The 25,890-nt window shown below is 74.1% G+C and carries 22 protein-coding genes and 1 pseudogene; 12 read left to right on the top strand and 11 right to left on the bottom strand.

The features are described 5' to 3' along the window. Positions 1–117 precede the first annotated feature (117 nt). Positions 118–1,065, bottom strand: a complete 948-nt coding sequence (locus tag EPD83_RS05590; RefSeq protein ID WP_165566322.1) for an acyl-CoA thioesterase — start codon at positions 1,063–1,065, stop codon at positions 118–120. A gap of 32 nt (positions 1,066–1,097) precedes the next feature. Next, a complete protein-coding gene (yczR, locus tag EPD83_RS05595; protein WP_128368361.1) occupies positions 1,098–2,570 on the bottom strand; it encodes a MocR-like transcription factor YczR in 1,473 nt (490 codons plus the stop codon). Positions 2,571–2,641: 71 nt separating this feature from the next. On the opposite strand from yczR, the gene yczE reads away from it, so the two are divergent. Then, entirely contained in the window at positions 2,642–3,466 is an 825-nt protein-coding gene (gene yczE / locus EPD83_RS05600; RefSeq protein ID WP_235950363.1) for a membrane protein YczE, read from the top strand. A gap of 29 nt (positions 3,467–3,495) precedes the next feature. On the opposite strand, the pseudogene EPD83_RS05605 reads toward yczE, so the two are convergent. After that, positions 3,496–4,683: pseudogene (locus EPD83_RS05605) on the bottom strand (MFS transporter); the annotation flags it as partial. Between the two features lie 354 nt (positions 4,684–5,037). Between EPD83_RS05605 and EPD83_RS05610 the strand changes: the two are divergent. From EPD83_RS05610 to EPD83_RS05630, 5 genes are all read left to right on the top strand, one after another. Continuing rightward, a complete protein-coding gene (locus EPD83_RS05610) occupies positions 5,038–6,198 on the top strand; it encodes a branched-chain amino acid ABC transporter substrate-binding protein (RefSeq protein WP_128367370.1) in 1,161 nt (386 codons plus the stop codon). A gap of 85 nt (positions 6,199–6,283) precedes the next feature. Continuing rightward, positions 6,284–7,285 (top strand): branched-chain amino acid ABC transporter permease, encoded by a 1,002-nt coding sequence (locus EPD83_RS05615; RefSeq protein ID WP_128367369.1) that lies wholly within the window; start codon positions 6,284–6,286, stop codon positions 7,283–7,285. Further along, on the top strand, positions 7,285–8,541 hold the full coding sequence (locus tag EPD83_RS05620) for a branched-chain amino acid ABC transporter permease (RefSeq protein ID WP_235950358.1): 1,257 nt from the start codon (positions 7,285–7,287) through the stop codon (positions 8,539–8,541). The genes EPD83_RS05615 and EPD83_RS05620 overlap by 1 nt, the downstream gene beginning before the upstream one ends. Before the next feature lies 1 nt (position 8,542). Next, complete coding sequence (locus EPD83_RS05625; RefSeq protein ID WP_205859425.1) at positions 8,543–9,337, top strand: ABC transporter ATP-binding protein; 795 nt, start codon at positions 8,543–8,545, stop codon at positions 9,335–9,337. Then, positions 9,327–10,046, top strand: coding sequence for an ABC transporter ATP-binding protein (locus tag EPD83_RS05630; protein WP_128366029.1), 720 nt, complete (start codon positions 9,327–9,329; stop codon positions 10,044–10,046). The genes EPD83_RS05625 and EPD83_RS05630 overlap by 11 nt, the downstream gene beginning before the upstream one ends. A 54-nt stretch (positions 10,047–10,100) precedes the next feature. Here EPD83_RS05630 and EPD83_RS05635 read toward each other — a convergent pair whose 3' ends face one another. Further along, positions 10,101–12,233 (bottom strand): RecQ family ATP-dependent DNA helicase, encoded by a 2,133-nt coding sequence (locus EPD83_RS05635; RefSeq protein WP_128366027.1) that lies wholly within the window; start codon positions 12,231–12,233, stop codon positions 10,101–10,103. 64 nt (positions 12,234–12,297) lie between these two features. Beyond that, positions 12,298–13,653 carry a serine hydrolase domain-containing protein gene (locus EPD83_RS05640; RefSeq protein ID WP_128366026.1) on the bottom strand — a complete coding sequence of 452 codons (1,356 nt, stop codon included), beginning with the start codon at positions 13,651–13,653 and terminating at the stop codon, positions 12,298–12,300. A 50-nt stretch (positions 13,654–13,703) separates the two neighbouring features. Between EPD83_RS05640 and EPD83_RS05645 the strand changes: the two genes are divergently transcribed. Both EPD83_RS05645 and EPD83_RS05650 read left to right on the top strand, forming a co-directional pair. Further along, positions 13,704–14,150, top strand: a complete 447-nt coding sequence (locus EPD83_RS05645; protein ID WP_128366025.1) for an acyl-CoA thioesterase — start codon at positions 13,704–13,706, stop codon at positions 14,148–14,150. After that, entirely contained in the window at positions 14,147–14,767 is a 621-nt protein-coding gene (locus EPD83_RS05650; RefSeq protein ID WP_128366024.1) for a hypothetical protein, read from the top strand. Before EPD83_RS05645 ends, EPD83_RS05650 begins: the two co-directional genes overlap by 4 nt. On the opposite strand, the gene EPD83_RS05655 is transcribed toward EPD83_RS05650, so the two are convergent. From EPD83_RS05655 to EPD83_RS05665, 3 genes are read right to left on the bottom strand one after another with little or no spacing between them, the layout of a single operon-like run. Next, positions 14,749–16,134, bottom strand: a complete 1,386-nt coding sequence (locus EPD83_RS05655; RefSeq protein ID WP_128366023.1) for an MFS transporter — start codon at positions 16,132–16,134, stop codon at positions 14,749–14,751. The two genes, EPD83_RS05650 and EPD83_RS05655, sit on opposite strands and share 19 nt — an antisense overlap. Positions 16,135–16,144: 10 nt before the next feature. Next, positions 16,145–16,963, bottom strand: coding sequence for a glycerophosphodiester phosphodiesterase family protein (locus EPD83_RS05660; RefSeq protein WP_165566323.1), 819 nt, complete (start codon positions 16,961–16,963; stop codon positions 16,145–16,147). Position 16,964: 1 nt separating this feature from the next. Beyond that, positions 16,965–18,758, bottom strand: a complete 1,794-nt coding sequence (locus tag EPD83_RS05665) for a glycoside hydrolase family 13 protein (protein WP_165566324.1) — start codon at positions 18,756–18,758, stop codon at positions 16,965–16,967. Between the two features lie 143 nt (positions 18,759–18,901). Between EPD83_RS05665 and EPD83_RS05670 the strand changes: the two genes are divergently transcribed. Continuing rightward, positions 18,902–19,261 carry a hypothetical protein gene (locus EPD83_RS05670; protein ID WP_128366551.1) on the top strand — a complete coding sequence of 120 codons (360 nt, stop codon included), beginning with the start codon at positions 18,902–18,904 and terminating at the stop codon, positions 19,259–19,261. 244 nt (positions 19,262–19,505) lie between these two features. On the opposite strand, the gene EPD83_RS05675 is transcribed toward EPD83_RS05670, so the two are convergent. The 3 genes from EPD83_RS05675 to pepN are packed head-to-tail and all read right to left on the bottom strand — an operon-like array spanning position 19,506 to position 23,408. After that, positions 19,506–19,910, bottom strand: coding sequence for a globin (locus tag EPD83_RS05675; protein WP_128366552.1), 405 nt, complete (start codon positions 19,908–19,910; stop codon positions 19,506–19,508). Continuing rightward, positions 19,907–20,872: a mechanosensitive ion channel family protein gene (locus EPD83_RS05680; RefSeq protein ID WP_407676015.1), complete on the bottom strand. Its 966-nt coding sequence runs from the start codon at positions 20,870–20,872 to the stop codon at positions 19,907–19,909. Before EPD83_RS05680 ends, EPD83_RS05675 begins: the two co-directional genes overlap by 4 nt. Beyond that, positions 20,859–23,408: an aminopeptidase N gene (gene pepN / locus EPD83_RS05685; protein ID WP_165566325.1), complete on the bottom strand. Its 2,550-nt coding sequence runs from the start codon at positions 23,406–23,408 to the stop codon at positions 20,859–20,861. The genes EPD83_RS05680 and pepN overlap by 14 nt, the downstream gene beginning before the upstream one ends. A 127-nt stretch (positions 23,409–23,535) precedes the next feature. Between pepN and EPD83_RS05690 the strand changes: the two genes are divergently transcribed. The 3 genes from EPD83_RS05690 (at position 23,536) to EPD83_RS05700 (ending at position 25,856) form a co-directional block, all read left to right on the top strand. Beyond that, complete coding sequence (locus tag EPD83_RS05690) at positions 23,536–24,168, top strand: DsbA family protein (RefSeq protein ID WP_165566326.1); 633 nt, start codon at positions 23,536–23,538, stop codon at positions 24,166–24,168. Positions 24,169–24,171: 3 nt separating this feature from the next. Next, complete coding sequence (locus tag EPD83_RS05695; protein ID WP_268951193.1) at positions 24,172–24,642, top strand: ribose-5-phosphate isomerase; 471 nt, start codon at positions 24,172–24,174, stop codon at positions 24,640–24,642. Between the two features lie 110 nt (positions 24,643–24,752). After that, positions 24,753–25,856: a PP2C family protein-serine/threonine phosphatase gene (locus tag EPD83_RS05700; RefSeq protein ID WP_165566327.1), complete on the top strand. Its 1,104-nt coding sequence runs from the start codon at positions 24,753–24,755 to the stop codon at positions 25,854–25,856. The last annotated feature ends 34 nt before the right edge of the window (positions 25,857–25,890 follow it).

Below are 25,890 nucleotides of genomic sequence, written 5' to 3' on the forward strand. Positions count from 1 at the left end.
CGTCCCGACTTTCCCGCCCCATCCGGGAACGCCGGGGTTCGCAAGGGAAGACCGACCACGCGAACCCCGGGTTTCCCTTGCGGAGCGCTCCCGGAGCGCTCCCAGCGCGCGCCTGGGTCAGGTCGGAACGCGGACCATGCCCTCCTGGGCGACGGTGGCGACGAGCGTGCCGTCGGCGCCGAACATCCGGCCCAGCCCGAGCCCGCGGCCGCTCTGCGCCGACGGTGAGCGCTGGGCGTACAGCACCCAGTCGTCGGCGCGGGCGGCCCGGTGGAACCACATCGCGTGGTCCAGGCTCGCCATCTTCAGGCCCCGGGTCGTCCACGGGATGCCGTGCTTGCGCATGACCGGCTCGAGCAGGCTGTAGTCGGAGGCGTAGGCGAGGACGGCCTCGTGCACCAGCGGGTCGTCCGGGAGGGCGCCGACGGTGCGCATCCACACGTGCTGCTCCGCCACCGGCTCGCCGACGCCGGTGTAGAGGTTGCCCTCGACGTGCCGCAGCTCGACGGCGCGGTCGGCGATGTGCCGGGCCCGCGCGTCGTCCACCGACCCGAGGGCCTCCTTGAGCGACGGCACGGACTCCGGCGCCGGGACCTCGGGCATCGGGTCCTGGTGGTCCAGACCGTCGTCCGGCACCTGGAACGACGCGCTCATCGACAGGATCGGCTTCCCGTGCTGGATGGCGTGGACCCGGCGGGTCGAGAAGGACCGGCCGTCGCGCATCCGCTCGACGCTGAAGGTGATCGGCCGGGTGTCGTCACCGGGGCGCATGAAGTAGGCGTGGATCGAGTGCAGGCGGCGTCGCTCACCCGGGAGGGACTCGAGGGTGCGCCCGGACGCCACCACCCCCTGGGCCAGGACCTGGCCGCCGAACACGCGCCCGTGCGGCTGCTTCTGGCTGGCCCCCCGGAAGAGCGTGATGTCCTCGGCGAAGGTCTCCGGCAGCGTGATCCCCGGGTCGGAGTCGACGTGCCGGGGCTCGACGCGGACCTGGGCCGACCCGAGCTGCTCGAGGTCGAGCGTCGCGAGCAGGTCGACGAGGGAGGAGGGCGGGTCGGGGGTCACGCGCGTCACCCTATCCAGGCCGGCCCGCCCGGCTACGCGACGATCGGACGGGGCCCGGAGGCGGCCCGGACACCGCCCCGGCCGACGGGTCGCCGCCCCCCGGTGCGCAGCCGCGCCGCGGCCCGCGCCAGGCGCGTCACCACCTCCGTCATCGTCTCCGGCGGCAGGGCGTGCGGCAGCCGCAGCCGCCCGTCGAGGCCGCCGTGGACGGCGAACCGGGGGCCCGGGGCGAGGACGAGCCCCTCGTCCTCGGCGGCGGCGGCCAGGGCGGTGGCGCCGAGGTCGTCGGGCAGCGCGCACCACAGCGAGAGCCCGCCGCGGGGGACCGTGAAGGCGAGGTCCGGGAGCTCGCGGCGCAGCGCCTGCGCCAGCGCGGTCCGCGAGGTGCGCAGGGCGTCGAGGTGCTCGGGGGCGGGGGTCGGGCGTTCGCGCAGCAGCTCGAGGAGGACGAGCTGCTCGAGCACCGGCGCCCCGAGGTCGCCGGTGACCCGGGCCTCGACGTGCCGGGTGAGCGCGCCCCGGGGGACGCGCAGCCACCCGGTGCGCAGGCCGCCCCAGTGCGACTTCGACGCCCCGCCGACGAGCAGCGCCGAGGGGGAGTGCGCCGCGAACGGCAGCGGCAGGGGCTCGCCCCCGGAGAGGTCGATGTCGACGACGGACTCGTCGACGACGGCGACCGTGCCGACGCGGTCGAGCGACGCGGCCAGGTGGGCGCGCCCGGCGTCGTCCAGCAGGGCCCCGGTCGGGTTGTGGAAGTCGGGGATGAGGAAGGCCGCTCGGGCCGCGGTGCGCCGGACGACGACCTGCGCCTCCTCCAGGTCCCAGCCCTCGGGGTCGACGGCGAGCGTCGTGAGGCGGGCGCCCGCCCCGCGCAGGGCGTCGACGGTGTTGGGGAAGGACGGGTTCTCGACGAGCACCCGGTCCGCGCGGCCGACGACGGCGCGGACCGCGATCCCGACGGCCGCGAGCGACCCGCTCGTGACGAGCACCTGGTCGGCGGTGGTCGGCAGCCCGCGAGCGGTGTACCGCGCCGCGATGACCTCCCGCAGCTCCGGGACCCCGACGGTGAGGTAGCCGGTGCCGGCGAGGAAGGCGGGCAGCCGCTCGAGGGCCCGCTCGTACGCCTCGAGGATCCCCGCCGGCGCCCGGCCCGCGGCGCAGGTGAGGTCGAGGACGCCCTCGGCGACCTCGCGGTGGTAGAGCCCGCCGCTCGCGCGGTCACGCTCGCCGTGGGGGAGCGCGGTCACCGAGCCGCTGCCGCGGCGCGAGACGAGGTAGCCGCTCTCCCGGAGCAGGTCGTAGGCGCGGGTGACCGTGGTCCGGCTGACCTCGAGCGCGGTGGTGAGGTCGCGCTCGCTCGGCACCTTCGCGCCGACGGGGATCCGGCCGTCGGCGACGGCACGGCGCAGCGCGTCGGCGAGGGCGCGGTAGGCGGGACGCGACGCGGACACGTCGCCGACGAGGCGGGCGGTGCGGGCGGCGCTGACCGAGGCGGGGGCGGACACGAAGGCCACCGTCCCAGAAGTGGCCCTCGATTACCAGACCACCGGCGCGCATGCTGGAGCGCGTGACCCCGATGCAGCTGCTCCGCCACGGCACCGCCCGGCGGGTCCCCCTCGTCCCGATGACGCCGCTCCAGCAGGTCCGGGCCGGGCGTCTGCCGCGCCGGCTCGTCCAGCTCGTCGTCGGCCTCGTGCTCTTCGGCGCGACGATGGCGCTCATCCTGCGGGCCGGTCTCGGCCTAGAGCCGTGGGGCGTCCTCACCTACGGCCTCATCCAGCACGTGCCGGTCTCCTACGGCGCGATGGTGGTCATCAGCTCGTTCGTCGTCCTGCTCCTGTGGATCCCCCTGCGGCAGTGGCCGGGGCTCGGCACCGTGGCGAACGCGCTCGTCGTCGGGCTGGCGACCGACGCGACGCTGGCGCTCGTGCCCCCGGTCGAGGGGCTCGCGCGGCAGGTGCCGCTCATGCTGCTCGGTGTCGTCGGCAACGGGGTCGCGGGGGCCCTGTACATCGGCAGCCAGCTGGGGCCCGGCCCGCGCGACGGACTGATGACCGGCCTGCACCGCCGCACCGGGCGCTCGGTGCGGCTCGTGCGCACCGCCCTGGAGGTCACCGTCGTGGCCGTCGGCTGGCTCCTCGGCGGGGTGCTCGGTGTCGGCACGGTCGTCTACGCCCTGCTCGTCGGGCCGGTGGTGCAGGCGTTCCTCCCGCTGCTCACGGTGCCCGTCGACCCGCCGGCGCCGCGTCAGTCGGAGTCGTCGAGCTTGCGGGCGTCCGGCTCGTGCCGCCAGGACCACACCGCCGCCGCGAGCGCGGAGGTCAGCAGCACCAACGACACCGCGAGCGCCCAGCGCAGCGCCGACCCGGGGTCGGACACCCGGGAGACCGCCACCTGGTAGGCGGTCATGATGACCGCGGCCCCGATGGCGGCCCCGATCCGCTGTCCGGTCTGGAGGGCGCCGCCCGCCGCGCCGCCCATCCGCGTCGGGACCTCGTCGAGCGAGAGGGTGATGTTCGGCGACACGGTGGCGCCGCCGCCGAGCCCGGCGACGAGCAGGGGGGCCGCGACGAGCAGCCACATCCACGGGCTGCCCTCCGAGGCCGGGCCGAGGACGGCGAGGACGACGATGCCGGAGATCATCACGGCCAGCGAGCCCACGGTGAGGGGGCGGCCGACCTTGCTGACGAGCCGCCCGGCCAGCGGCGAGGCCACCGCCGACCCCACGGCGAACGGCGTGAGCAGCAGGCCCGCGTGCAGCGGCGAGTACCCGAGTCCGTCCTGGAAGTACACGCTGAGCACGAGGAAGATGCCGGTGAAGCCGGTGAAGTACAGGCTGCCGATGATGATGCCGCTCGCGTACCCCGGCGTCGTGCGCAGCAGCGACAGGTCGAGCAGCGGGGCGCCGTCGTCGGCGACCACGGCACGCTCGTGCCGGACGAACGCGACCCCGAGGACCGGGACGAGCACGAGCAGCACGAGCGGCCAGCGCTGCCCGGTCTCGATGCTCACCACCGGGTAGAGCAGCGCGAGGACGGTGCCGCCGAGCAGCAGCGCGCCGCGGACGTCGAGGCGGGTGTCGGGCGGGCCGTCGTCGTCGACGCGTCCCGGCACGAGCCTGGCGATGGCGACGAGCAGCACGGCGCCGATCGGCACGTTGACGAGGAAGATCCAGCGCCAGCCGTTCTCCTCGCCGAAGGCGGCGATGAGCAGCCCACCGGCGATGGGCCCGATGGCGGAGGAGATCGAGACGGTGAGGCCGAACAGGCCGAAGGCGATGCCGCGCTCGCGGCCGCTGAAGAGGGACTGGATGAGCCCCGAGCTCTGCGGGGTGAGCAGCCCCGCGGCGAACCCCTGGACGAGCCGGGCGGCGACGAGCACCACGACGTGCGGTGCGAGCCCCGCGGTGGCGCTGGCCAGCACGAACCCGATCAGGCCCAGGGACATCATCCGGCGCCGGCCGTAGGCGTCCCCGAGGCGGCCGCCCATGACGAGGACGAGCCCGAGGGCGAGCGCGTACCCCGAGACCACCCACTGGATCGCGCCCGCCGACGTGTCCAGCCCGGTGCGCATCGAGGGGATGGCGACGTTGACGATGGTCACGTCGAGCAGGACCATGAAGCCGACGGTCAGGGTGACCCCGAGGACCCGCCACCGCTGCGGGTCGGGCGTCGACGGCGTCGTGGACGCCCGTTCCTCGGTCTCCTGGCTCACCCATCCACGCTACGCCGCGTCCCCACGCCTCCGTGCCCACACCCCCGACCCTCGACAGGGCCCTCGGGGGACGCCGGGACGGACGCCCCCGCGCCGGTGAGCGCCTACCGGCCGGTCACAATGTCGTCACGTCGCCCACCGACACTCCCGGACCTCTGCTGCCGCCGCCGTCCGTCGTGCTAACTTCCGGCCACCGCGGTTGCACCGACGCAGCCGGACCCACAGCGTTCCCACGCAAGGACACCCCTCGGAGGGCAGATGAACCGCACCACCCGCACCTGGCGCGTCGGGGCCGTCGCGATGGCGGCCGGCCTGGCGCTCACCGCCTGCGGCAGCAGCGACGACGGCGGCGGCTCGGGCGACAGCAGCAGCAGCGGCGGAGGGGGCAGCGACTGCACCGAGCAGAACCTCGCCTTCCTCGGCGCCCTCACCGGCGACGCCGGCGCCCTCGGCGTCAACATGACCAACGGCATCCAGCTCGCGGTCGACGAGTACAACAAGGACGCCGAGTGCAAGGTGGGCCTGAAGAAGTTCGACTCCCAGGGCAGCCCCGACAAGGCGCCCGCGCTCGCCACCCAGATCGTCGGCGACGACACGATCATCGGCCTCGTGGGCCCCGGCTTCTCCGGTGAGTCCCTCGCCACGGGCAAGACCTTCTTCGAGGCCGGCATGCCGTCGGTCTCGCCCTCGGCGACCAACGTGACGATCACCGACCAGGGCTGGACCACGTGGCACCGCGTCATCGGCAACGACAACGCCCAGGGCGAGGCCGACGCGAAGTACCTCATGGACACGGTCAAGGCCAAGAAGGTCTACGTCGTCGACGACGCCCAGGACTACAGCGTCGGCCTCTCGACCGTCGTCAAGGACAGCCTCGGCAGCGCCGTCACCGGCTCCGACCAGATCCAGGTCGGCCAGACCGACATGTCCGCGGTCGTCACCAAGGTGACCGCGGCCAAGGCCGACGCGGTCTTCTACGGCGGGTACTACACCGAGGCCGGCCTGCTCGTGAAGCAGCTGCGCCAGGCGGGCTGGAAGGGCACCTTCATGTCCGGCGACGGCTCGCAGGACCCGGCGTTCGTCAAGGTCGCCGGCCAGGCCGCCAACGGGGCGGTCCTCTCCGCCCCCGCCGCCCCGGCCCCGGCCGACTTCGCCGCCAAGGTCAAGGAGGCCACCGGCAACGACGCGGGCCTCTACACGACGCAGTCCTACGACGCGGCGAACATCTTCCTCCAGGCCATCAAGGACGGGAAGACCGAGCCGAAGGACATCAACGACTTCATCGGCTCCTACGACAGCGAGGGCGTCAGCGGTCCGATCTCGTTCGACGAGAAGGGCGACATCAAGACCTCGAAGATCTACGCCTACGAGGTCAAGAACGGCAAGATGGACGTCGAGAACCCGACCGCCATCGAGTGACCGACCGGCTCTGATCCGACCGTCGACAGCGGCCGGGGGCGCGCCCCGCCCTCGGCCGCCGTCGCTGCCCTCGTAGGGGAGTGCGGTGAACTTCTCGTTCCTGTTCAACAACATCATCGAGCTGAGCATCACGGGCCTGGCGCTCGGCGCGATCTACGCCCTCGTGGCGCTCGGCTACACGATGGTCTACGGCGTGCTGCAGCTCATTAACTTCGCGCACTCCGAGGTCTTCATGTACGGCACCTTCGCCGTGGCCTGGGTGTTCGTCCTGCTGCACGGCACCGAGCCGGCCACCCAGACCCTCGGCGGCACCGCCGGGCTCCTCGTCGTGGCGATCCTCGCGGCCATGGCGATGTCGGCCCTCATCGCCCTGCTCCTGGAGCGGGTCGCCTACCGGCCGCTGCTGAAGCGCAAGGCACCACGGCTCATGGCCCTGATCTCGGCCATCGGCGCCTCCTTCGCGCTCTCCGAGCTCATGGGCCTGCGTGACCGGGTCGCCGGCTGGTTCGGCCTGCGCGAGGCCCTCGGGCCGTACGTCGCCAACGCCCGGGACATCTACCCCAACCCGGTGACCATCCAGCCGCAGACGGTCTTCACGATCGGCGGCTACGGGGTCAAGGACGTCGACCTGCTCGTCATCGTGGCCTCGCTCCTCATGATGCTCGCGCTCGACCAGTTCGTGCGCCGCACCCGGTTCGGGCGCGGCATCCGCGCGGTGGCGCAGGACCCGGAGTCGGCGGCCCTCATGGGCGTCAACGCCACCCGGGTCATCCGCGGCACGTTCGTCCTCGGCGGCATCATGGCCGGCGCGGCGGCCGCGTTCTACATGCTCAAGGTCGGCTCCACCCGGCAGAACACCGGGTTCATCTTCGGCGTCAAGGCCTTCACCGCCGCCGTGCTCGGCGGCATCGGCAACCTGCGCGGCGCCCTCGTCGGCGGCCTCGTCCTCGGCGTCACCGAGAACTACGGCGCCGCCATCTTCGGCTCGCAGTGGAAGGACGTCGTGGCCTTCGTCCTGCTCGTCCTCATCCTCCTGGTCCGACCCACCGGCATCCTCGGTGAGTCGCTCGGAAAGGCGCGTGCGTGATGGGCGTCGTGGAGAACCTCCGGCAGAACGCCGCGTCGTCCGGCGCCGCCGCTCGTCTGCGTGAGGGGGGCGCCACGGCCGGCCGCGGGGTGCGCACCGGCCTGGAGCGGATGCACGACGGGTGGGCGAGGCTGCCGCGCGGCGCGCGCATCGCGCTCACCGTGCTGCTCGTCATCCTCGTGTACCTCCTGCCCCTCATCCGGCCGCCGGTCATCACGACCCAGCAGATCGACTTCGGCGGGGTGATGTTCGGTGTCGCCGCCCTCGCCCTCGTGGCCGTCGGGCTCAACATCGTCATCGGCTACGCCGGCCTCCTGGACCTCGGCTACGTCGGGTTCTACGCCATCGGCGCGTACACGACGGGCGTCCTCACCTCGCTGCACGCGTCCTGGCCGTTCTTCCTCGCCCTGCCGGTCGCCGTCGGCGTGACGATGTTCAGCGGTCTGCTGCTCGGCTGGCCGACCCTACGGGTCCGCGGCGACTACCTGGCCATCGTCACCCTGGGCTTCGGGGAGATCATCCGGCTGGCCGTCACCAACCTCGGCTGGGTCGGCGCCGCCCGCGGCATCAAGGACATCCCGCACCCGCCGAACATCGGACCGGACCCCGAGCCGCCGTTCGGCACCGGCGGGCTGTTCAACATCCCCGCCCTGCAGTGGGACGGCCTCGTGCCCTCCCTCGACACCGGCCGCGAGACCCCGTTCCTCGTGTTCGGTGCCGTCAGTGCCGTGCCGTACTACTGGCTCGTCCTCAGCTTCCTCATCCTCATCCTCTTCGCCGACCGGCTCGTCAAGGACAGCCGGGTGGGCCGGGCCTGGGAGGCCACCCGCGAGGACGAGGACGCCGCCGAGCTCATGGGCGTCCCCACCTTCCGCTTCAAGCTCCTCGCGTTCGCGCTCGGCGCCGCCATCGGCGGGCTGTCCGGGTCGCTGTACGCCAGCAGCCAGAGCGGCTACATCAACCCGCAGAGCTTCCCGCTGCTCCTGTCCATCCTCTTCGTCGCCGCCGTCTTCGTCGGCGGCGCGGGCAGCCGGTGGGGCGCGGTCGTCGGCGGCACCCTCGTCGCCTACCTGCCCGAGCGCTTCCGCGAGTTCGCCGACTGGCGCCTGCTCGTCTTCGGCCTGGCCCTGATGATCCTGCCGGTGTACCGGCCCGAGGGGCTCGTCCCGGCCCGCCGCACGCTGCGGGCCCGGGCCGCCGACAAGGAGATCGAGCATCTCGAGGGACGCGACGAGGCACCGAGGCAGGTGGTCTGAGGTGGAGACGACGAACGAGCACGGTCGCCGCATCCTCGAGTTCGACGACGTGACGCTCCGCTTCGGCGGGCTCACCGCCCTGGACTCGGTGACGTTCCACATCGAGGAGGGCGAGATCCTCGGGATGATCGGCCCCAACGGGGCCGGCAAGACGACGGCCTTCAACGCCATCACCGGCGTGTACCAGCCGACGTCGGGGCAGGTGCGCTTCCTGGACCAGAGCCTGGCCGGGCTCAAGCGCCACGCCATCACCAAGCGCGGCATCGCCCGCACCTTCCAGAACATCCGGCTGTTCCGGTCGATGACGGCCCTGGAGAACGTGCTGGTCGGCGCCGACTCCAACCACTCCGCCGGCGTGCTCTCCGCGCTGTTTAGGACGCCGAAGCACCGCCGCGAGGAGGACGAGGCGCACACCGTCGGCATGGAGCTGCTGGAGTTCATGGGCCTGGCCTCGCGCGCCGACGAGCTCGCGGCCAACCTCTCCTACGGCGACCAGCGGCGGCTCGAGATCGCCCGGGCCATGGCCACCGGTCCGAAGCTGCTGTGCCTCGACGAGCCGGCCGCCGGGTTCAACCCGCAGGAGAAGGTCCAGCTGATGGAGCTGATCCGGCGGGTCCGCGACCGCGGCTTCACCGTCCTGCTCATCGAGCACGACATGCGCCTGGTCATGGGCGTCACCGACCGCATCGTCGTCCTCGAGTTCGGCAAGAAGATCGCCGAGGGCACCCCCGCCGAGATCCGCGACGACCCGGCGGTCATCGCCGCCTACCTGGGAGTGGATGAGGATGCTTCTTGAGGTCGAGGGCCTCTGCGTCAACTACGGGCACATCGAGGCCATCCGGGACATCTCGTTCGGGGTGCAGGAGGGCGAGATCGTCTGCCTCATCGGCGCCAACGGCGCGGGGAAGACGACGACGCTGAAGACCATCTCCGGGCTGCGGACCGTGCGCGAGGGCCAGGTCCGCTTCGACGGCCAGGACATCACGAACGTCCCGGCCTACGAGCGGGTGGCGCTGCGGCTCAGCCAGTCGCCCGAGGGACGCGGCGTGTTCGTCGGGATGTCGGTGCGCGAGAACCTCGACATGGGTGCCTACGTCCGCAAGGACGTCAAGACGCCCGCCTACCGCGAGGACCTCGACCGCGTCTTCGACCTCTTCCCGCGGCTCAAGGAGCGCGAGCGGCAGATCGCCGGGACCATGTCCGGCGGCGAGCAGCAGATGCTCGCCATCGGCCGTGCCCTCATGGCCCGGCCGCGCCTGCTGCTGCTCGACGAGCCGTCGATGGGCTTGGCGCCCAAGCTCATCCAGCAGATCTTCTCCATCATCAAGGAGATCAACGAGCAGGGGACGACGGTCCTGGTCGTGGAGCAGAACGCCGCCCAGGCCCTCAAGCTCGCCGACACCGCGCACATCCTCGAGACCGGGGAGATCGTCCGGTCCGGGACCGGCGCGGAGCTGTCGGGTGACGACTCGGTCAAGGCCGCCTACCTCGGCGGCGACGTCTGACCGACGACCCGCCGGTCTCCGCGGCGGTGTTCGGCGGCGGTGGTTACCGGCGGCTCAGCCGTCGACGGCGAGGGCGAACGGCAGCACGCCCGGTGCGCCCGCGAGGCGCAGGGCCCGGGCGGCGACGGTGAGGGTCCAGCGCGAGGACACGACGTCGTCGACGAGCAGCACCGGCCCCGGGCACCCGTCGAGCGCCGCGGCGAGGTCCGGGCCGGCGACGACCCGGTCCCAGACGCCGGCCAGCCGGTAGGCGCTGTTGCCGCCCATCTCGCCGGTGGGGCCGTCGTGCGCGTAGGAGAGGGACCCGAGCGGGCGGAGCCGGCCCATCTCGGCGAGCCCGGCGGCGAGCGACTGCACGAGCTGCGGATGGGTGCGGGACGGCATGGCGACGACCGCCACCGGGCGCTCCGCCCACCCCCACTCGGCGAGGACCGGGACGCAGGCCCGGAGCAGCTCGGGGGAGGCGGGTCCGTCCTCGCGGAGGACCTCGCGCAGCCGCTGCCCCCAGCCGAGGTCGGACAGCCGGGCGAGCGCGCGGCCCGGTTCGGCCTGTTCGCCCGGGGCGATCTTCCCCTTGACCGGCACGCCGATGCGGTCCATGCCGGTGGGCCACTGCGCGCGGGCGTCGACGGCGACCCCGACCCGCTGCAGCCGCTCCCGGGCGGCGCCGACGACCCGGTCGGGGACGTCGGTGGGGTACCAGGGGCCGGCGCAGCCGTCGCAGCGGCCGCACGGCACGGCGGAGTCGTCGTCGAGGGTCCGTTGCAGGAAGGCCATGCGGCAGTCCTCGGTGCGCTCGTAGTCGACCATGAGCTGCTGCTCGTCGCGTCGGGTGGCGGCGACCCGGTCGTAGCGCTCGGCGTCGTACTCCCAGGGCCGGCCGGTGGAGGTCCACCCGCCGGAGACCCGCTGGACCGCGCCGTCGACGTCGAGCACCTTGAGCAGCAGCTCGAGGCGGGTGCGGCGCACGTCGACCGCGGTCTCCAGGGCGGCGGTCGACAGCGGACGCCCGGCCTCGGCCAGGGCGGTGAGCACGGCGGTGGCCTGCTCCTCGCGGGGCATCGACACCGAGGCGAAGTACTGCCAGATGTCACGGTCCTCCGGCCCGGGGAGGAGCAGGACGTCGGCGCGGTCGGTGGCGCGGCCGGCGCGGCCCACCTGCTGGTAGTAGGCGACGGGGCTGTTCGGGGCGCCGAGGTGGACGACGAAGCCGAGGTCGGGCTTGTCGAAGCCCATGCCGAGCGCCGAGGTGGCGACGAGGGCCTTGACCTCGTTGCGGCGCAGCATGCCCTCGAGCCGCTCGCGGTCGGCGGGGTCGGTGCGGCCGGTGTACGCGGCGACGGGGTGCCCGGCCTCGGCCAGGGACGCGGCGACGTCCTCGGCGGTCGAGACGGTGAGGGCGTAGACGATCCCGGAGCCCGGCAGCTCGTCGAGGTGCGCGAGCAGCCAGCCGAGCCGCTGCTCCGGGGACATCGAGCGCAGCACGCCGAGCCGCAGCGAGTCCCGCGCCAGCCCGCCGCGCACGGTGAGCACCGGCCGGCCGCCGACGCCGAGCTGCTCCTCGACGTCCGCGACGACCCGGGCGTTGGCGGTGGCCGTCGTCGCGAGGACCGGCACGTCGTCGGGGAGCTCGGTGAGCAGGTCGCGGATGCGGCGGTAGTCGGGCCGGAAGTCGTGGCCCCAGTCGCTGACGCAGTGCGCCTCGTCGACGACGAGCAGCCCGCAGCGGCGGGCGAGGTCGGGCAGCTGCTCGTCGCGGAAGCGGGGGTTGTTGAGCCGCTCGGGGCTGACGAGCAGGACGTCGACCTCGTCGTCCGCGAGGGCGCGACGGACCTCGTCCCAGTCCTGGGCGTTGGCCGAGTTCATCGTCACCGCGCGGATGCCGGCGCGTCCGGCGGCGGCGATCTGGTCGCGCATGAGCGCGAGCAGCGGGCTGATGATGACGGTGGGACCCGCGCCCTCGGCCCGGCGCAGCGCCGTGGCGACGAAGTACACGGCCGACTTGCCCCAGCCGGTGCGCTGGACCACGAGGACGCGGGCGTGGTCGGCGACCAGGGCCGAGACGGCCTCGAGCTGACCGTCGCGGAAGTCGACGTCGTCGCGGCCGACGAGCCGTCGCAGCGCCGTGCGGGCGCGCTCGGTGACCTCGGGGGAGGGCGGGGCGGGGGCGTCGAGCGGTGTCGTCATGGTCCGCCCACCGTACGCACGCGCTCCGACACCCGGAGCCCGGTGTCCACAGCCTCGGGGAGGGTCAGTGCCAGCCGAGGTCGTCGACGCCGCCGGGGACGTCGGCGTCGGGGTCGTAGGGCGTCCGGGTGAACCGGAAGGACGCGACGTCGAGGTGCGACACCGTGCCGTCGGGGCGCCGTACGACGGTCAGGGGCTCGCCGGTGAGGTAGCCGTCGAGCCCGACCCAGGCGTCCTCGCCGGTGGGGCGGAAGCGGGCGCCGCGGCCGGTGCCCGGCTCGCCGAGGACGAGGTGGCCCCCGCGCAGGGTGGCGGCCGTCGTCGACGCGCCCCAGTGCCAGGTGCCGACGAGGTCCAGCAGCCCGGCGTCGCCGGTGGCGCTCCACGGCGTCACCGTTCGCGGCTCCTCGGACTCCAGCGTCGACAGGAGGTCGTCGTCGAGTGCGCGCAGGGCGGGGGAGGACGTCGTGTTCGTCATCCCGACGACCCCGTCGCCGGTGTCGAGCCGTACCCGCAGCCCGGCGAGGAAGCCCGGCATCGACCCGCCGTGCCCGGCGTAGCGCACCCCGGCGACGTTCCAGACCTGGAAGCCGAGCCCGTGGGCCCCGGTCCAGGGCTGGCCGGGCTCGTCGACGACGTGGTGCGGCTCGCACATCTCGGCGAGCGTCGCGGCGTCGAGGAGGCCGGCCGTGTCGCCGGCCAGGAAGGTCGCCCAGCGGGCCAGGTCCGCCACCGTGGTCCACAGCTGCCCGGCCGGCGCCATCGCGCCGCCGTCGTGCTCGGGCTCGCGCAGCAGGACGTCGGCGAAGGGGTGGACGGCCAGGCCCTGCGCCGCCCGGCCGCTCGGACGGGTCGTCGTGCGGCGCATCCCCAGCGGCTCGAGCAGCTCGGTGCGTACGACCTCCGACCACGAGGTGCCGTGGTGCACCTCGAGCAGCCGGCCGAGCGCCCCGTAGCCGACGTTGGAGTAGTGGAAGCGGCGGCCCTGCCGGAAGCGCCGCCCCACCGGGGACCCGGCGAGGGCGTCCCAGTCGCCGCCCGGCGTGCGCTCCCACCACGGGCCGTTGGTCTCGGCCTGGGCGCCGGCGGCGTGGCTCAGCAGCTGCTCCAGGGTCGCGGGGCCGAGGTCGGAGCCGGGGACGTGCTGCTCGAAGCGGTCGGTGAGGTCGAGCCGGCCGGCGTCGCGCAGCCGCAGGACGCACACGGCGACGAAGGTCTTCGTGATCGACCCCATCCGGTACTGGGTGTCGTCGTCCGCGGGCTCCCCTCCGGCCCGGCCGTCCAGCGTCCCCGCGGCGCCGCTCCAGACCAGGCCCCCGTCGCGCACGAGCCCGGCGACGACGGACGGCAGGCGTCCGTCGTGCTGGGCGGTGGCGAGACGGTGCTCGAGCAGGGCGGCGGTCCTGGGGGCGATGGTCACGCGGGCCACCCTAGGTCCGGACGCTGCGCGATCGCTGCGAGGATGAGGCCATGGCCGAGCCCTACGTCGCCCTGGTCCCGCTGCGCTGGTCCGACATGGACGCCTACGGCCACGTGAACAACGTCCAGTTCCTGCGGCTGCTCGAGGACGCCCGCGTCATCGGCATCGCCGAGTGGGGTGGCGACGGACCCTCGATGCTCGACGAGGGCATCGTCGTCTCCCGGCACGCCATCGAGTACCGCGCGCCGCTGTCCTTCCGTCCCGCCCCGGTGCGGGTCGACATGTGGGTGACCCGCACCCACGGCGCCGGGTTCGACCTCGGCTACGTCGTGCGCGACCCGGAGGACCTCGGGGAGACCGTCTACGCCGTCGCCGAGACCGGCCTGGTCCTCTACGACTTCGCCGCCGGGCGTCCCCGCCGGCTGTCGCGGGAGGTGACCGCCGTGCTCGACCGCCACCGCGGCGAGCCGGTCGCGTTCCGGTGGGAGCGCCGGTGACCCCCGTCCTGCGGCTGGCGGACGCCGCGTCGCTGGACGACCTCGGTCGCTACGCCGCCCGGGCCCGGGCCCTCGACGAGGGGGGCGCGATGCGGCTGCAGGCGTCGGGCGACGTCCTCGCCGCCTGGGTGGGGGTCGTGCCGGGCAGCGGCATCCTCGCCGAGGGGACCGTCCTCGGGCTGCGGACCTTCGGGCTGCTGGAGCCCGCCGACTGCGACGCCGTCGTCCCGCTCGGCGCCGTCACCGACCGCACGACGCGGGCGGCCGGCTCGGCCGACCTCCCGGTGCCGCCCACCCGCGCGCTCGCGGCCTGGTCCGCCGTGACCCCGCCGCGGTCCGGGTGGGAGGTCGCGGGCGAGATCGCCTCGGACGACCTCGTGCGTGCCGCCCGGTCCGGTCTCGCGACGGTGAGCACGGCCGTCCGGGAGCGCGGCGCCGCCGCCGGGCTGGTGCGCGACCGGGTCTGGGCGCAGGAGGTGGCGCCCGGCGTGCGCGCCGGCGGGGCGTTCGCCGCGTTCTCGCTCGGCTTCCTCGCCCCCGGTAGCCCGGTGCGGGTGCACCGGGCGAACCGGTGGACCCGCCTCACCGCCGTCGGCGGTCACGTCCTGATGCGCTGACCCGCCGGGACGACGACGGCCGCGGTCACCGCGAGCCCGAGGAAGATGGCGCCGAACAGCGGGTTGTCCCGGCCCGGGTGGTGCGCCGCCGCGAAGGCCGCCGTGGCGCCGGCGATGCCGAGGACGCTGCCGAGCACGTCGGACAGCTGCAGCGCCGACGAGGTCTCGCCGTGGTCGTGGACGGGCGCGAGCTCGAGGGCGAGGACGGTCGTCGTCGTCACCCCGGTGCCCATGGCGAGCCCGGCGAGCAGCAGCGCCAGGACGCTGAGCCACGCCGGGAGGTTGGCCCAGGCGACGAGGGCCAGCCAGCCCATCCCCAGCGCGAGCAGCGCGCCGCCGACCTCGACGAGCCGGTGCCGCGGCAGGTGCAGGGCGTCGTGCCCCTGGTACCAGGCGCCCACGGCCCAGCCGACCGACCCGACGGCCAGGGCCAGGCCCGCCGTCCGCAGGCTCGCGCCCCGCTGCCCGACGAGGAAGAGCGGCACGTAGGTGATGCCCGCGTAGAAGGCGGCGCAGAGCAGCGCCCGGGCGAGGACGACGCTCGGCAGCCCACGGCCCATGACCCACGTCGCGCGCGGCAGCAGGACGGGGACGACCGCGGCCACCCCGACGAGCCCGAGCACCGCGAGCAGCGTCTTCGCCGACCACTGCAGCTCGAGCTCGTGGGTGCCGTACTGCAGCGCGCCGGCCGCGACGGCGACCCCGAGCCCCGCCCAGGCCGTCCGGACGTGGGTGCGGTGGTCGCGCGAGCTGACGGCCGCCCGCAGCCCCGAGGTGTCCACCCGCTTCTGGGCGTGCCAGAGCCCGACCATCGTCACGAGCACCGGGACGACGACGCCGAGGAACACCCAGCGCCAGGACAGGGTCTCGGTGACCCAGGCCGAGATCGGCGGGCCGGCGAGCGCGGGCAGCACCCACGCCGCGGAGACGTACGTGAACAGGCGCGGCCGGATCGTCTCGGGGTAGACCCGTCCGGCGATGACGTAGAGCATGACGACGAGCAGCCCGCCGCCGAGCCCGGTGAGGGCCCGGCCGACGAGGAAGACGTCGAGCCGCCCGGCGAGCCCGCACGTCAGGGACCCGGCGCCGAGCAGCAGCTGGCCGACGAAGGCGCCGGGCAGCGGGCCGGACCGGTCGCTCCACACCCCGGCGACGACGATGCCGAGCAGCTGCGCCGTGAGCATCACCGAGAACGCGAACCCGTAGGACCGGACGGCGTCCAGCTCGCGGGCCACGTCGGGCATCGCCGTCGAGACGGCCATCGACTCGAACGCGACGATGGTCACGAGGGCCAGGGCGGCCAGGGTGACCTCGAGGTAGGGGCGATCCAGGGGGCCGGTGGCCGCGGGCGTCGCCTCCTGTCGCATCGTCGCCAATCTAGACCGCCGACCTGGGAGCGAGCGGGTGGCCGCGCTCGGCGAGCACGGCGGCCAGGACGTCGATGCGGTCGGCGACGAGGCCGTCGACGCCCAGGTCGAGCAGCCGGTGGAACTCGGCGGCGTCCTCCCTGGCGCCGGCGTGGAACCACACGTGCACGTGCTTGCCGAGCGCGTGGGCCCGGCGGACCAGACCCGGCGTGACGAGGGCGACGCGCCGCCCGGCGACGACGTGCTCGGCCGGGATCTGCAGCACCGGGGCGGGCGTGTGCAGCAGGTGGGCGAGCGGGCCGGGGGAGAAGCGCAGCAGGGCGACGCCGACCGGCCCGGCGGCCGTGGCCACGCGGGGGCCGAGCGCCCGGCGGGCGGCGCGGATCCGGCGCTCGGAGAACGACCCGAGGCACACCCGGGCCAGGGCGTCGTGGGCGCGCAGGACCGCCAGGGTGGGCTCGAGCGCCGCGTCGGCCTTGACGTCGATGTTGACGAAGGTGTCGGGGAAGGCGGTCAGCAGGTCCGCGAGCAGCGGCACCGGCTCCGTCCCGGCGACCCGGGCTTCACGGACCCGCGACCAGGGCAGGTCGGCGATCCGGCCGCGGGCGTCGGTGACCCGGTCGAGCACGTCGTCGTGGAAGGCGACGACGTGCCCGTCGGCCGTCACGTGGACGTCGGTCTCGAGGTACCGGTAGCCGAGCGCGACGGCCCGCCCGAAGGCGGCGAGGGTGTTCTCGACGCCGGCGTTCGCGGCCAGCCCGGGCCCGCCGCGGTGGGCGAGCCCGACCGGGCCGTCGCCGGCGAGGTAGGGGACGTCGGCGGCACGCACCTCAGGCCGTCGCGGGGCGCAGCCAGACCGTCGTGTCCGGGCCCAGGGTGCCGTCCTCGCCGAGCGGGCCCGAGGCGAGAAGCACCTCGCCGGCCGGCAGCGGCACGGGGTCGCCACCGACGGTCGTGACGACGAGGACCTCGTCGCCGTCCCGCGCGGACACCCGGAAGGCGACGACGTGCTCGGAGCACAGCTCGTCCCAGGCCAGCGACGCGCGCCCCAGCCGGTGCTCGCGGCGCAGGCGGAGCAGCGTGCGGTACAGCTCGAGGGTGGAGCCGGGCACGCCCTCCTGCTGGTCGACCGCGAGGTCGTCGTAGGCCTCGGGCTGCGGCAGCCACGGGTGGTCGCCCGGCCCGAAGCCCATCGACGGCGCGCCCTTGGTCCACGGGATGGGCACCCGGCAGCCGTCGCGGCCGGTCACCTCGCCGTGGGTGTGGTGGAAGGTGGGGTCCTGGCGGACCTCGTCCGGCATCGTCGTGTGTTCGGGCAGGCCGAGCTCCTCGCCCTGGTAGACGTACGCACCGCCGGGCAGCGCGAGCATCATGGCCGTCGCCGCCCGGGCCCGGCGCAGGCCGAGCTCGGCGTCCGGCTGCGGGTCGTCCGCCGCGACGCCGTTGGGGCGGGGGCCGGACTGGTCCAGCCCGAGGCGGGAGGCGTGCCGGACGACGTCGTGGTTGGACAGCACCCACGTCGTCGGGGCGCCGACGTCGTCGTTGACCCGCAGCGAGGACTCGACGACGGCCGCGAGCGGCGCGGCGTCCCACGGCGTCTCGAGGAAGGCGAAGTTGAACGCCTGGTGCATCTCGTCGTCGCGGACGTACAGGGCCAGGCGGGTGTCGGGGGTGACCCAGGCCTCGGCGCAGAGGATGCGGTCGGGGCGGCCGTAGGAGTCAAGGACCGTGCGCCACGCGCGGTAGATGTCGTGGACGCCGTCCTGGTCCCACATGGGGGAGTCCGAGGTGGCGTTGTGGTCGAGCACCCCGCTCTCCTCGGGCGGCGACCCCTCCTCCTGCGGGCCGTCGTCGGTGACGACGTCGTCGTAGAGGCCGACCTTGCCGTGCCAGTCGGGCAGGCCGTCGCGCTTGACCAGCCCGTGGGCGACGTCGACGCGGAACCCGTCGACCCCGCGGTCGCACCAGAAGCGCAGGACGGACTCGAACTCGGCGTGGACCTCCGGGTTCGTCCAGTCCAGGTCCGGCTGGGTGACGTCGAAGAGGTGGAGGTACCACTGCCCGGGCGTCCCGTCGGCCTCGGTGACCCGCGACCAGCCGCGGCCGCCGAAGACCGACGGCCAGTTGTTCGGGGGCTGCTCGCCGTCGGTCCCGCGGCCGTCGCGGAAGACGTACCGCGCACGCTCCGGGCTGCCCGGGCCGGCGGCGAGGGCGGCCCGGAACCACTCGTGCTCGCTGCTCGTGTGGTTCGGGACGAGGTCGACGAGCACCTTCAGGCCGAGCTCGTGGGCACGCGCGAGCATCGCGTCTGCGTCCTCGAGGGTGCCGAAGCGGGGGTCGATGTCGCGGTAGTCGGCGACGTCGTAGCCGGCGTCGTTCATCGGCGAGACGTAGAAGGGGCTGAGCCAGACGGCGTCGACGCCCAGCTCGGCGAGGTAGCCGAGCCGTGCGGTGATGCCCGGCAGGTCCCCGATGCCGTCGCCGTCGGCGTCGGCCCAGGAGCGCGGGTAGATCTGGTAGATGACCGCGTCGCGCCACCACTCCGCGTCCGGGGAGTCGGCGGGGTGGACGAGGGTTCCGGCGGCGGTCAGGGGCGGCGTGGTCGCAGCGGTCACCCGCCCCATCGTTGCCTATCCGCGGCCCGTGGGGGAAACCGGCGCCGGGGTGCTCTCAGCACCCGGTCGGTGGCTGCTCCGGCGTCGTCGGAAACGGGTCGTGGAGGGTGGGCGCCGTGCCGGTGGCACGTGTGCGGTGTGAGCATGGGTGCATGGCGCGGGGGGCGAGCCCACGGGGCGGGACGACCCGGCGGACGGCGGTGTGGGCCGTCGTCGCCGCGCTCGTCGGCACCGGCGCCCTCGTCGTCCTCTCGGTGCCCGCGGCGTTCCTCCTGTGGACCGGCGTGGGCGTCGCCGTCGGCCGGGGGGACCCGACATGGAACGACGGCGAGCAGTACTGGGGGACCGGAACGGGGCTCGTGCTCACGGCCCTGCTGGCCCTCGGGCAGCTCTCCGGCGCGGGGGCGCTGCGGCGGCGGACCGGGCCGGTCCTCGGGCGCGTGCTCGTGGGGACGTCGGTGCTCGCGGTCGTCGTCGTCCACGTCCTCGCCGCGGTGGCGTTCGTGGGCTGACGCCCGACGCGGGGCGTCGTCCGAGGACGGTGAAGGTTCCGGGGTCAGGCGAGGAAGCTCGGGTTCGCGGGGGTTCGGTGGGGCGGCGGAGGTGAAGGTTCCGGGATCAGGCGAGGAAGTTCAGGTTCGCGGGGGTTCGGTGGGGCGGCGAAGGTGAAGGTTCCGGGATCAGGCGAGGAAGTTCGGGTTCGCGGGGGTTCGGTGGGGCGGCGAAGGTGAAGGTTCCGGGATCAGGCGAGAAAGTTCAGGGGGTGAGGGGCGGGTGGCCGGCGTGGGGGTCGTCGGCGGTGTTGACGAGCATGTGGGCGGCGCGCAGGAAGTAGTCGCGCATCTGCTCGGCCTGCGGCTCCGGAATCGCGGCGACCTCGACGGCGTGCAGCATGTGCCGCATCCACCGGTCGCGCATGTCGAGGGTCACCGGGAACGGCGCGTGCCGCATCCGCAGCCGGGGGTGGCCGCGCTCCTCGCTGTAGGTGCCCGGACCGCCGAAGTACTGGGTGAGGAACATCCGCAGCCGGCGCTCGGCCGGGCCGAGGTCCTCCTCCGGGTACAGCGCGCGCAGCGGCTCGTCGTCGGCGACGCCCTCGTAGAACGCGCGGACGAGACGCTCGAACGTCGGGGCGCCGCCGACCTCCTCGTACAGGCTCACGGCTGGGTCCCGGGTGCGAAGGGCGGCAGCGGCGGGCCCTGGATGCCCTCGGCGTCGAAGGCCTCCTTGGCCCGGGCGCGCAGCTCGCGCTGGACGGCGAACTGCTCGCCGGCCAGGCACTTGGCGAGCACCTTGATCGTCACCGTCTGCCCGGTGATGGAGTCGACGCCGAGCACGGTCGGCGGCTCGATGAGCTTGGGCTCCCACTCGGGGTCGGCCGCGAACGTCTCGCACACCCCGCGGACGACGCCGAGGACGCGCGAGATGTCCTCGCGGTAGGACACCGGCAGCTCGACCCAGGCCGCGCCGTAGCCCTGCGAGCGGTTGCCGATCCGGACGATCTCGCCGTTGCGGACGTACCAGACGACGCCGTCGACGTCCCGCAGCCGGGTGATGCGCAGCGTGACCTCCTCGATGGTCCCGATGGCCTCGCCGGTGTCGACGACGTCGCCGACGCCGTACTGGTCCTCGAAGATCATGAAGATCCCGGAGAGGAAGTCCTTGACGAGGCTCTGGGCGCCGAAGCCGATGGCGACCCCGCCGACGCCGGCCGAGGCGAGCAGCGGCCCGAGGGGGAGGCCGATGAGGCCCATGACGGTGAGCCCGGCGACGATCCCGATGACGAAGGTCCCGACGCTGCGCAGCAGCGAGCCGACGGTCTGGACCCGGGCGCGGTGCCGCTCGCCGGACAGGCCGGTCGTCGTCTTCAGCAGGTTCCCCTCGGCGTCGGTCTCGCCGGCCCGCTGGGTGGAGCGCTCGGTCATCCGGGCGACGGTGCGGCCGACGACCCGGTGCAGGGCCCACCGGGCCACGAGGGCAATGGCGATCGTCGCGAGGACCCGCAGCCCGTCGGACAGCAGCCACTCCTGGGCGCGCTGCGCCGCGGACATGACGACGCGGGCGTCGAGGACGGACAGGTCGGGCAGGGTGGTGAGGGCGGTCACGGCCTCAGTCACGGGCATCACGCTCCTGGGCGGTCAGGGCGCGCCGCACCGGGTCGCGGTTCTCGGCGACGAGCCGGCGCAGCGCTGCGGGTGCGGTCGGGTGGTCGGCCAGCCAGCGCTCCGTCGCGTCGAGGAGCTCGCGGTCGGCCAGGGGCAGGGGGTAGAGGCCGACGACGACGGACTCGACGAGCGCCGAGGAGCCGATGTCGTCGACGGTGTCGAGCATCGCGTGGTAGCGCTCGACGTAGGGGCGGAGCAGGTCCGCGGGCGTGCCGGGCCGGGCGAAGCCGAGCCCGGTCATCTGGACGACGGCGTTCGTCGTGCCGCGCTGCTCGACGGCGGTGTGCCAGGCGGCGGCCTTGGCCTCGGCGGTCGGGATCGCGGCCCGGGTCCGGGCGGCGCGCTCGCGTCCGGTGACGGTGTCCTCGCGGGCGAGCTCGGCGTCGATCTCGGCGACGTCGACGTCGCCGGCCGCGGCCAGCCCGGTGAGCAGGGTCCAGCGCACCTCGAAGTCGACCCGGAGCCCCTCGAGGGGTCCGCTGCCGTCGAGCAGGGCGCGCATCGGGGTGGGGTCGTCACCGGCGCTGCTGAAGCCGGCGACGGCGGTCACGAGCTGCAGCTGGGCGTCGCTGCCCGGGGCGGCGGACCGCGCGGCCTCCCAGAGCCGGTCGCGGGTGGAGCAGCGCGTCGCCTCCCGGTGCTCGGGCGCGCAGTAGAAGTGCACGGCGGTCCGCAGCTGACCGAGCAGGGTGCGCAGCAGGGTGGAGTCGGTCTCGCCGGGGACGGTCGCGAGGACGAGCTCGGCGAACGCGCGCGCACCCATCTCGGCCTCGCGGGTCATGTCCCACGCGGACGCGAGGACGAGGGTGCGCGGCAGCGAGGAGGTGAAGCCCCGCGGGTGCGCGAGGGCGGTGGCCAGCGACCGCTCGTCGAGCCGGATCTTCGCGTAGGCGAGGTCGTCGTCGTTGACGAGGAGCAGGTCCGGCTGCGGCCGGCCGACGAGGGCGGGGAGCTCGGTGCGCTCGCCGTCGACGTCGACCTCCAGCAGGTCGGTGCGGCGCAGCGCGCCGTCCTCGACGTCGTACAGGCCGACGCCCAGCCGGTGCGGGCGCAAGACGCCGACGTCGGTGCAGGTCTGCTCGAGGACCGCGGAGGTGACGCGCCCGTACTCGTCGACCTCGACCACCGGGCGCAGCGTGTTGACGCCGGCGGTCTCCAGCCAGGCCCTCGACCAGGCGCGCAGGTCGCGCCCGGACGTCCTCTCCAACGGCACGAGCAGGTCGGCGAGGGTCGTGTTGCCCCACGCGTGCGTGCGGAAGTACTCGCGCAGGCCGTCCCGGAACGCGTCCCGGCCGACGTACGCGACGAGCTGCTTGAGCACCGAGGCGCCCTTGGCGTAGGTGATGCCGTCGAAGTTCACCTCGACGTCGCGCAGGTTCTCGATCGGGGCGACGATCGGGTGCGTCGTCGAGAGCTGGTCCTGGGTGTAGGCCCAGTCCTTCTCGTAGGTGCAGAAGGTCGTCCACGCGTCGGCCCAGTCGGTGGCCTCGGCCTGGCACGTCGTCGACGCCCACTCGGCGAAGGACTCGTTGAGCCACAGGTCGTTCCACCAGGTCATGGTCACGAGGTCGCCGAACCACATGTGGGCGAGCTCGTGCAGGACGGTGAGGGCGCGCCGCTCCTCGAGGGCCTCGGTGACGCGGGAGCGGAAGACGTAGGTCTCCGAGATCGTCACGCAACCCGCGTTCTCCATCGCGCCCATGTTGTACTCCGGCGCGAAGAGCTGGTCGTACTTCTCGAACGGGTAGGCGAGGTCGAACTCCTCCTCGAAGAAGGCGAACCCCTGCTTGGTGAGGCGGAAGAGGTTGTCGGCGTCGAGGTAGGGGGTGAGGCTGCGGCGGCAGAAGAGCCCGAGCGGCACCTCGCCGCCGCGGGTGCTCACGGAGTCGCGGACGACGTCGTAGGGCCCGGCCACCAGGGCCGTCACGTAGCTGGAGAGGCGCGGGGTGCGGGCGAAGCGCCACGTCGCACTGCCCTCGCCGGCCGGCTCGGGCTCGGGCGTGGGCGAGACGGAGACGACCTGCCAGTGCTCCGGCGCCGTGACGGTGAAGGCGAAGGCGGCCTTGAGGTCGGGCTGCTCGAAGACCGGGAACGCGCGACGGCTGTCCGGCACCTCGAACTGGGTGTAGAGGTACACCTCGCCGTCCACCGGGTCGACGGACCGGTGCAGGCCCTCGCCGAAGTTCGTGTAGCGGCCGGTGGCCCGCACCGTCACCTCGTTCTCCGCGGCGAGCCCGGTGACGCGCACGCGGCTGTCGGCGTAGTGCGTCGCAGGGTCCAGGGCCGTGCCGTTGACGAGGATCTCCTCGACCGAGGCGCCGACGAAGTCCAGGAAGGTCTCGGCGCCGGGCTCGGTGCAGGAGAAGCGGATCGTGCTCGTCGTGGCGAACGTCTCGTCCCCCGTCGTGACGTCCAGCGTGACGTCGTGGGTGTCGACGGTGACGAGCGCGGCGCGGGCCGCGGCCTCGTCACGGGTGAGGTTCGTACCGGGCACGGAGGACTCCTCGCGGGGTGGTCGGGGGGTGGTCGCCGGCGGGCCGATCGGGCCGCGTCGACCCACCATGGTGTCACGGTCGGGCGCTGCCTCCGAACCGCCCGCGCGTCGGTGGCAGGATGACGACGTGAGCACTTCCACGACTGCGTCCGACCGCGCCTCCGCGGAGTTCTGGTTCGACCCGCTCTGCCCGTGGGCCTGGATGACCTCGCGCTGGATGGGCGAGGTCCAGAAGGTCCGCGACGTCGACGTCACCTGGTCCGTCATGAGCCTCTCCGTCCTCAACCAGGATCGGGACCTCTCGGAGGACTACGACGCCCTCATGGACCGGGGCTGGGGCCCCGTGCGGGTCGTCATCGCCGCCCGGCGCGACCACGGCGACGAGATCGTCAAGCCGCTCTACGACGAGATCGGCGCCCGCATCCACCACGAGAAGATGGAGTTCGGCGACGCCGTCGCCGGGGCGCTCGCGGCGCTGGACCTGCCCGCCGACCTCGCGGACGCCGCGCGCACCACCGAGTACGACGAGGAGCTGCGCGCCAGCCACCAGCGGGCCATCAACCTCGTCGGCGACGACGTCGGCACCCCGGTCGTCGCCGTCGACGGCGTCGCCTTCTTCGGTCCCGTCGTCACCCCGGCGCCCAAGGGCGAGGCCGCCGGGCTGCTCTGGGACGGCTGCGTGCTCGTCGCCCGCACCCCCGGCTTCTACGAGCTGAAGCGCTCGCGCACCGAGGGCCCGATCTTCGACACGGAGGACTGAGCCGTGGCCCGCGTGCACATCGGCGGCGACCACGCCGCGTTCGAGATGCTCGGCGACCTCGTCGCGTTCCTGGAGTCCGAGGGCCACGACGTCGTCAACCACGGGCCGCACGCGTACGACGCGCTCGACGACTACCCGGTCTACGTGCTGCGGGCCGCCGAGGCCGTCGCCGCGGAGCCCGACAGCCTCGGCATCGTGCTCGGCGGCTCCGGCAACGGCGAGCAGATGGCGGCCAACAAGGTCAAGGGCCTGCGGGCCGCACTGTGCTGGGACGAGGAGCTCGCCCGCCTCGCCCGCGAGCACAACGACGCCCGGGTCATCTCCCTCGGAGGCCGGACCACCGACACCGCGCTCGCCCGGGCCATGGTCCGCACCTTCCTCGCGACGCCGTTCAGCGGCGAGGAGCGGCACGCCCGCCGGATCGCCATGCTCGAGGCCTACGAGGCCGAGGGCACCCTGCCGCCGCTGCCCTGACCCCGGGACGCCGTGCGACACACCGCCGCTGACCTGCGGCGGTGCTGTGGCGGCGCGCCGCCCGCGGCACTACTGTTACCGCGGCCCGGTCGAGCGTCCGAGAGGTGGGCATGAGCCGAACCCCGGGCACCGACGACGGTGCCCCCGACGAGCTGCACCGCTACGTCTTCACCAACCGGTTCGCGGTGCTCGACGACAGCCGCTACATCATGCCGGCGCTGATCGCCGTCGTCGTGCTGCTCGGCGTCGGGGTGACCCAGGTCCCGGACATCGTGCCCATCTCGCTCGTCTTCCCCTTCCTCGTCGTCTCCGGCCTGCTGCTCGAGCCGCGCCGCCTCACCGTCGTGCTCGCCGTCGTGGCCGTCGTCGTCGCCGTCTGGGTGCCGCACTCGCTCCTCGCGCCGCTCCGGGTCGTCGGCGTGCTCGTCGCGGTCGTCGCCGTCATGGGCCTGGTCGTCGTCATCTCCCGCTCCCGCGCGCGGGTCGGCACCCGCGGGCTGAGCGGTGACCGGATGTTCGCCGAGCTGCGGGACCGGATCTCCTCGGGGGGACGGGTGCCCGCCCTGCCCGCCGGCTGGTCCGCGACCTCGTGCATCCTCTCCGCGCACGGCGACCGGTTCTCCGGGGACTTCGTCATCGCCCACCTGCACCCGTCCGGCACCCGCCTCGAGGTCGCGCTCGTCGACGTGTCGGGCAAGGGCACCGGCGCGGGCACCCGCTCCCTGCTGCTGTCCGGCGCGCTCGGCGGGCTGCTCGGGGCCGTGCCGTCCGAGGACTTCCTGCGCGCGGCGAACGAGTACCTCCTCCGGCAGGGCTGGGAGGAGGGGTTCGCGACGGCCGTCCACCTCGACGTCGACCTGTGCACCGGCAGCTACTCCACCGCCAGCGCCGGCCACCCCGCCCCCGCGCGCTACACCTCCGGCCGGGCCCGCTGGACCGTGCTCGACGCCGGACGCGGGCCCATCCTCGGCATCGTCCCGGACGTCGAGTTCCCGAGGCAGCAGGGCAGCCTGGGTCGCGGCGACGCCCTGCTCGTCTACTCCGACGGCGTCATCGAGGCCCGCGACCGCGACCTCACCGACGGCATCGACCGGATGCTCGGCGTCGCCGCCATGTCGGTGCTCCGGGAGGGGGACGTGGCCCGCGACGTGTGCGAGTCGGCCCGTTCGGGGGAGGATGACGACCGCGCCGCGCTCGCGGTGCGCCGCGTCTGAGCCCGTCCGCCGACGGGCCGCGCGGCCCGTCACC

This window comes from Phycicoccus flavus, from assembly GCF_004025965.2.
GTDB lineage: Bacteria > Actinomycetota > Actinomycetes > Actinomycetales > Dermatophilaceae > Phycicoccus > Phycicoccus flavus.

Coding starts and splice junctions, on each gene's coding strand:
- EPD83_RS05630 (WP_128366029.1), top strand. CDS start 9,327: ATGCTTCTTGAGGTCGAGGGCCTCTGCGTCAACTACGGGCACATCGAG.
- EPD83_RS05655 (WP_128366023.1), bottom strand. CDS start 16,134: ATGCGACAGGAGGCGACGCCCGCGGCCACCGGCCCCCTGGATCGCCCC.
- yczE (WP_235950363.1), top strand. CDS start 2,642: ATGCAGCTGCTCCGCCACGGCACCGCCCGGCGGGTCCCCCTCGTCCCG.
- EPD83_RS05680 (WP_407676015.1), bottom strand. CDS start 20,872: ATGCCCGTGACTGAGGCCGTGACCGCCCTCACCACCCTGCCCGACCTG.
- EPD83_RS05620 (WP_235950358.1), top strand. CDS start 7,285: ATGGGCGTCGTGGAGAACCTCCGGCAGAACGCCGCGTCGTCCGGCGCC.
- EPD83_RS05635 (WP_128366027.1), bottom strand. CDS start 12,233: ATGACGACACCGCTCGACGCCCCCGCCCCGCCCTCCCCCGAGGTCACC.
- EPD83_RS05665 (WP_165566324.1), bottom strand. CDS start 18,758: ATGGGGCGGGTGACCGCTGCGACCACGCCGCCCCTGACCGCCGCCGGA.
- EPD83_RS05645 (WP_128366025.1), top strand. CDS start 13,704: ATGGCCGAGCCCTACGTCGCCCTGGTCCCGCTGCGCTGGTCCGACATG.
- EPD83_RS05610 (WP_128367370.1), top strand. CDS start 5,038: ATGAACCGCACCACCCGCACCTGGCGCGTCGGGGCCGTCGCGATGGCG.
- EPD83_RS05670 (WP_128366551.1), top strand. CDS start 18,902: ATGGCGCGGGGGGCGAGCCCACGGGGCGGGACGACCCGGCGGACGGCG.
- EPD83_RS05700 (WP_165566327.1), top strand. CDS start 24,753: ATGAGCCGAACCCCGGGCACCGACGACGGTGCCCCCGACGAGCTGCAC.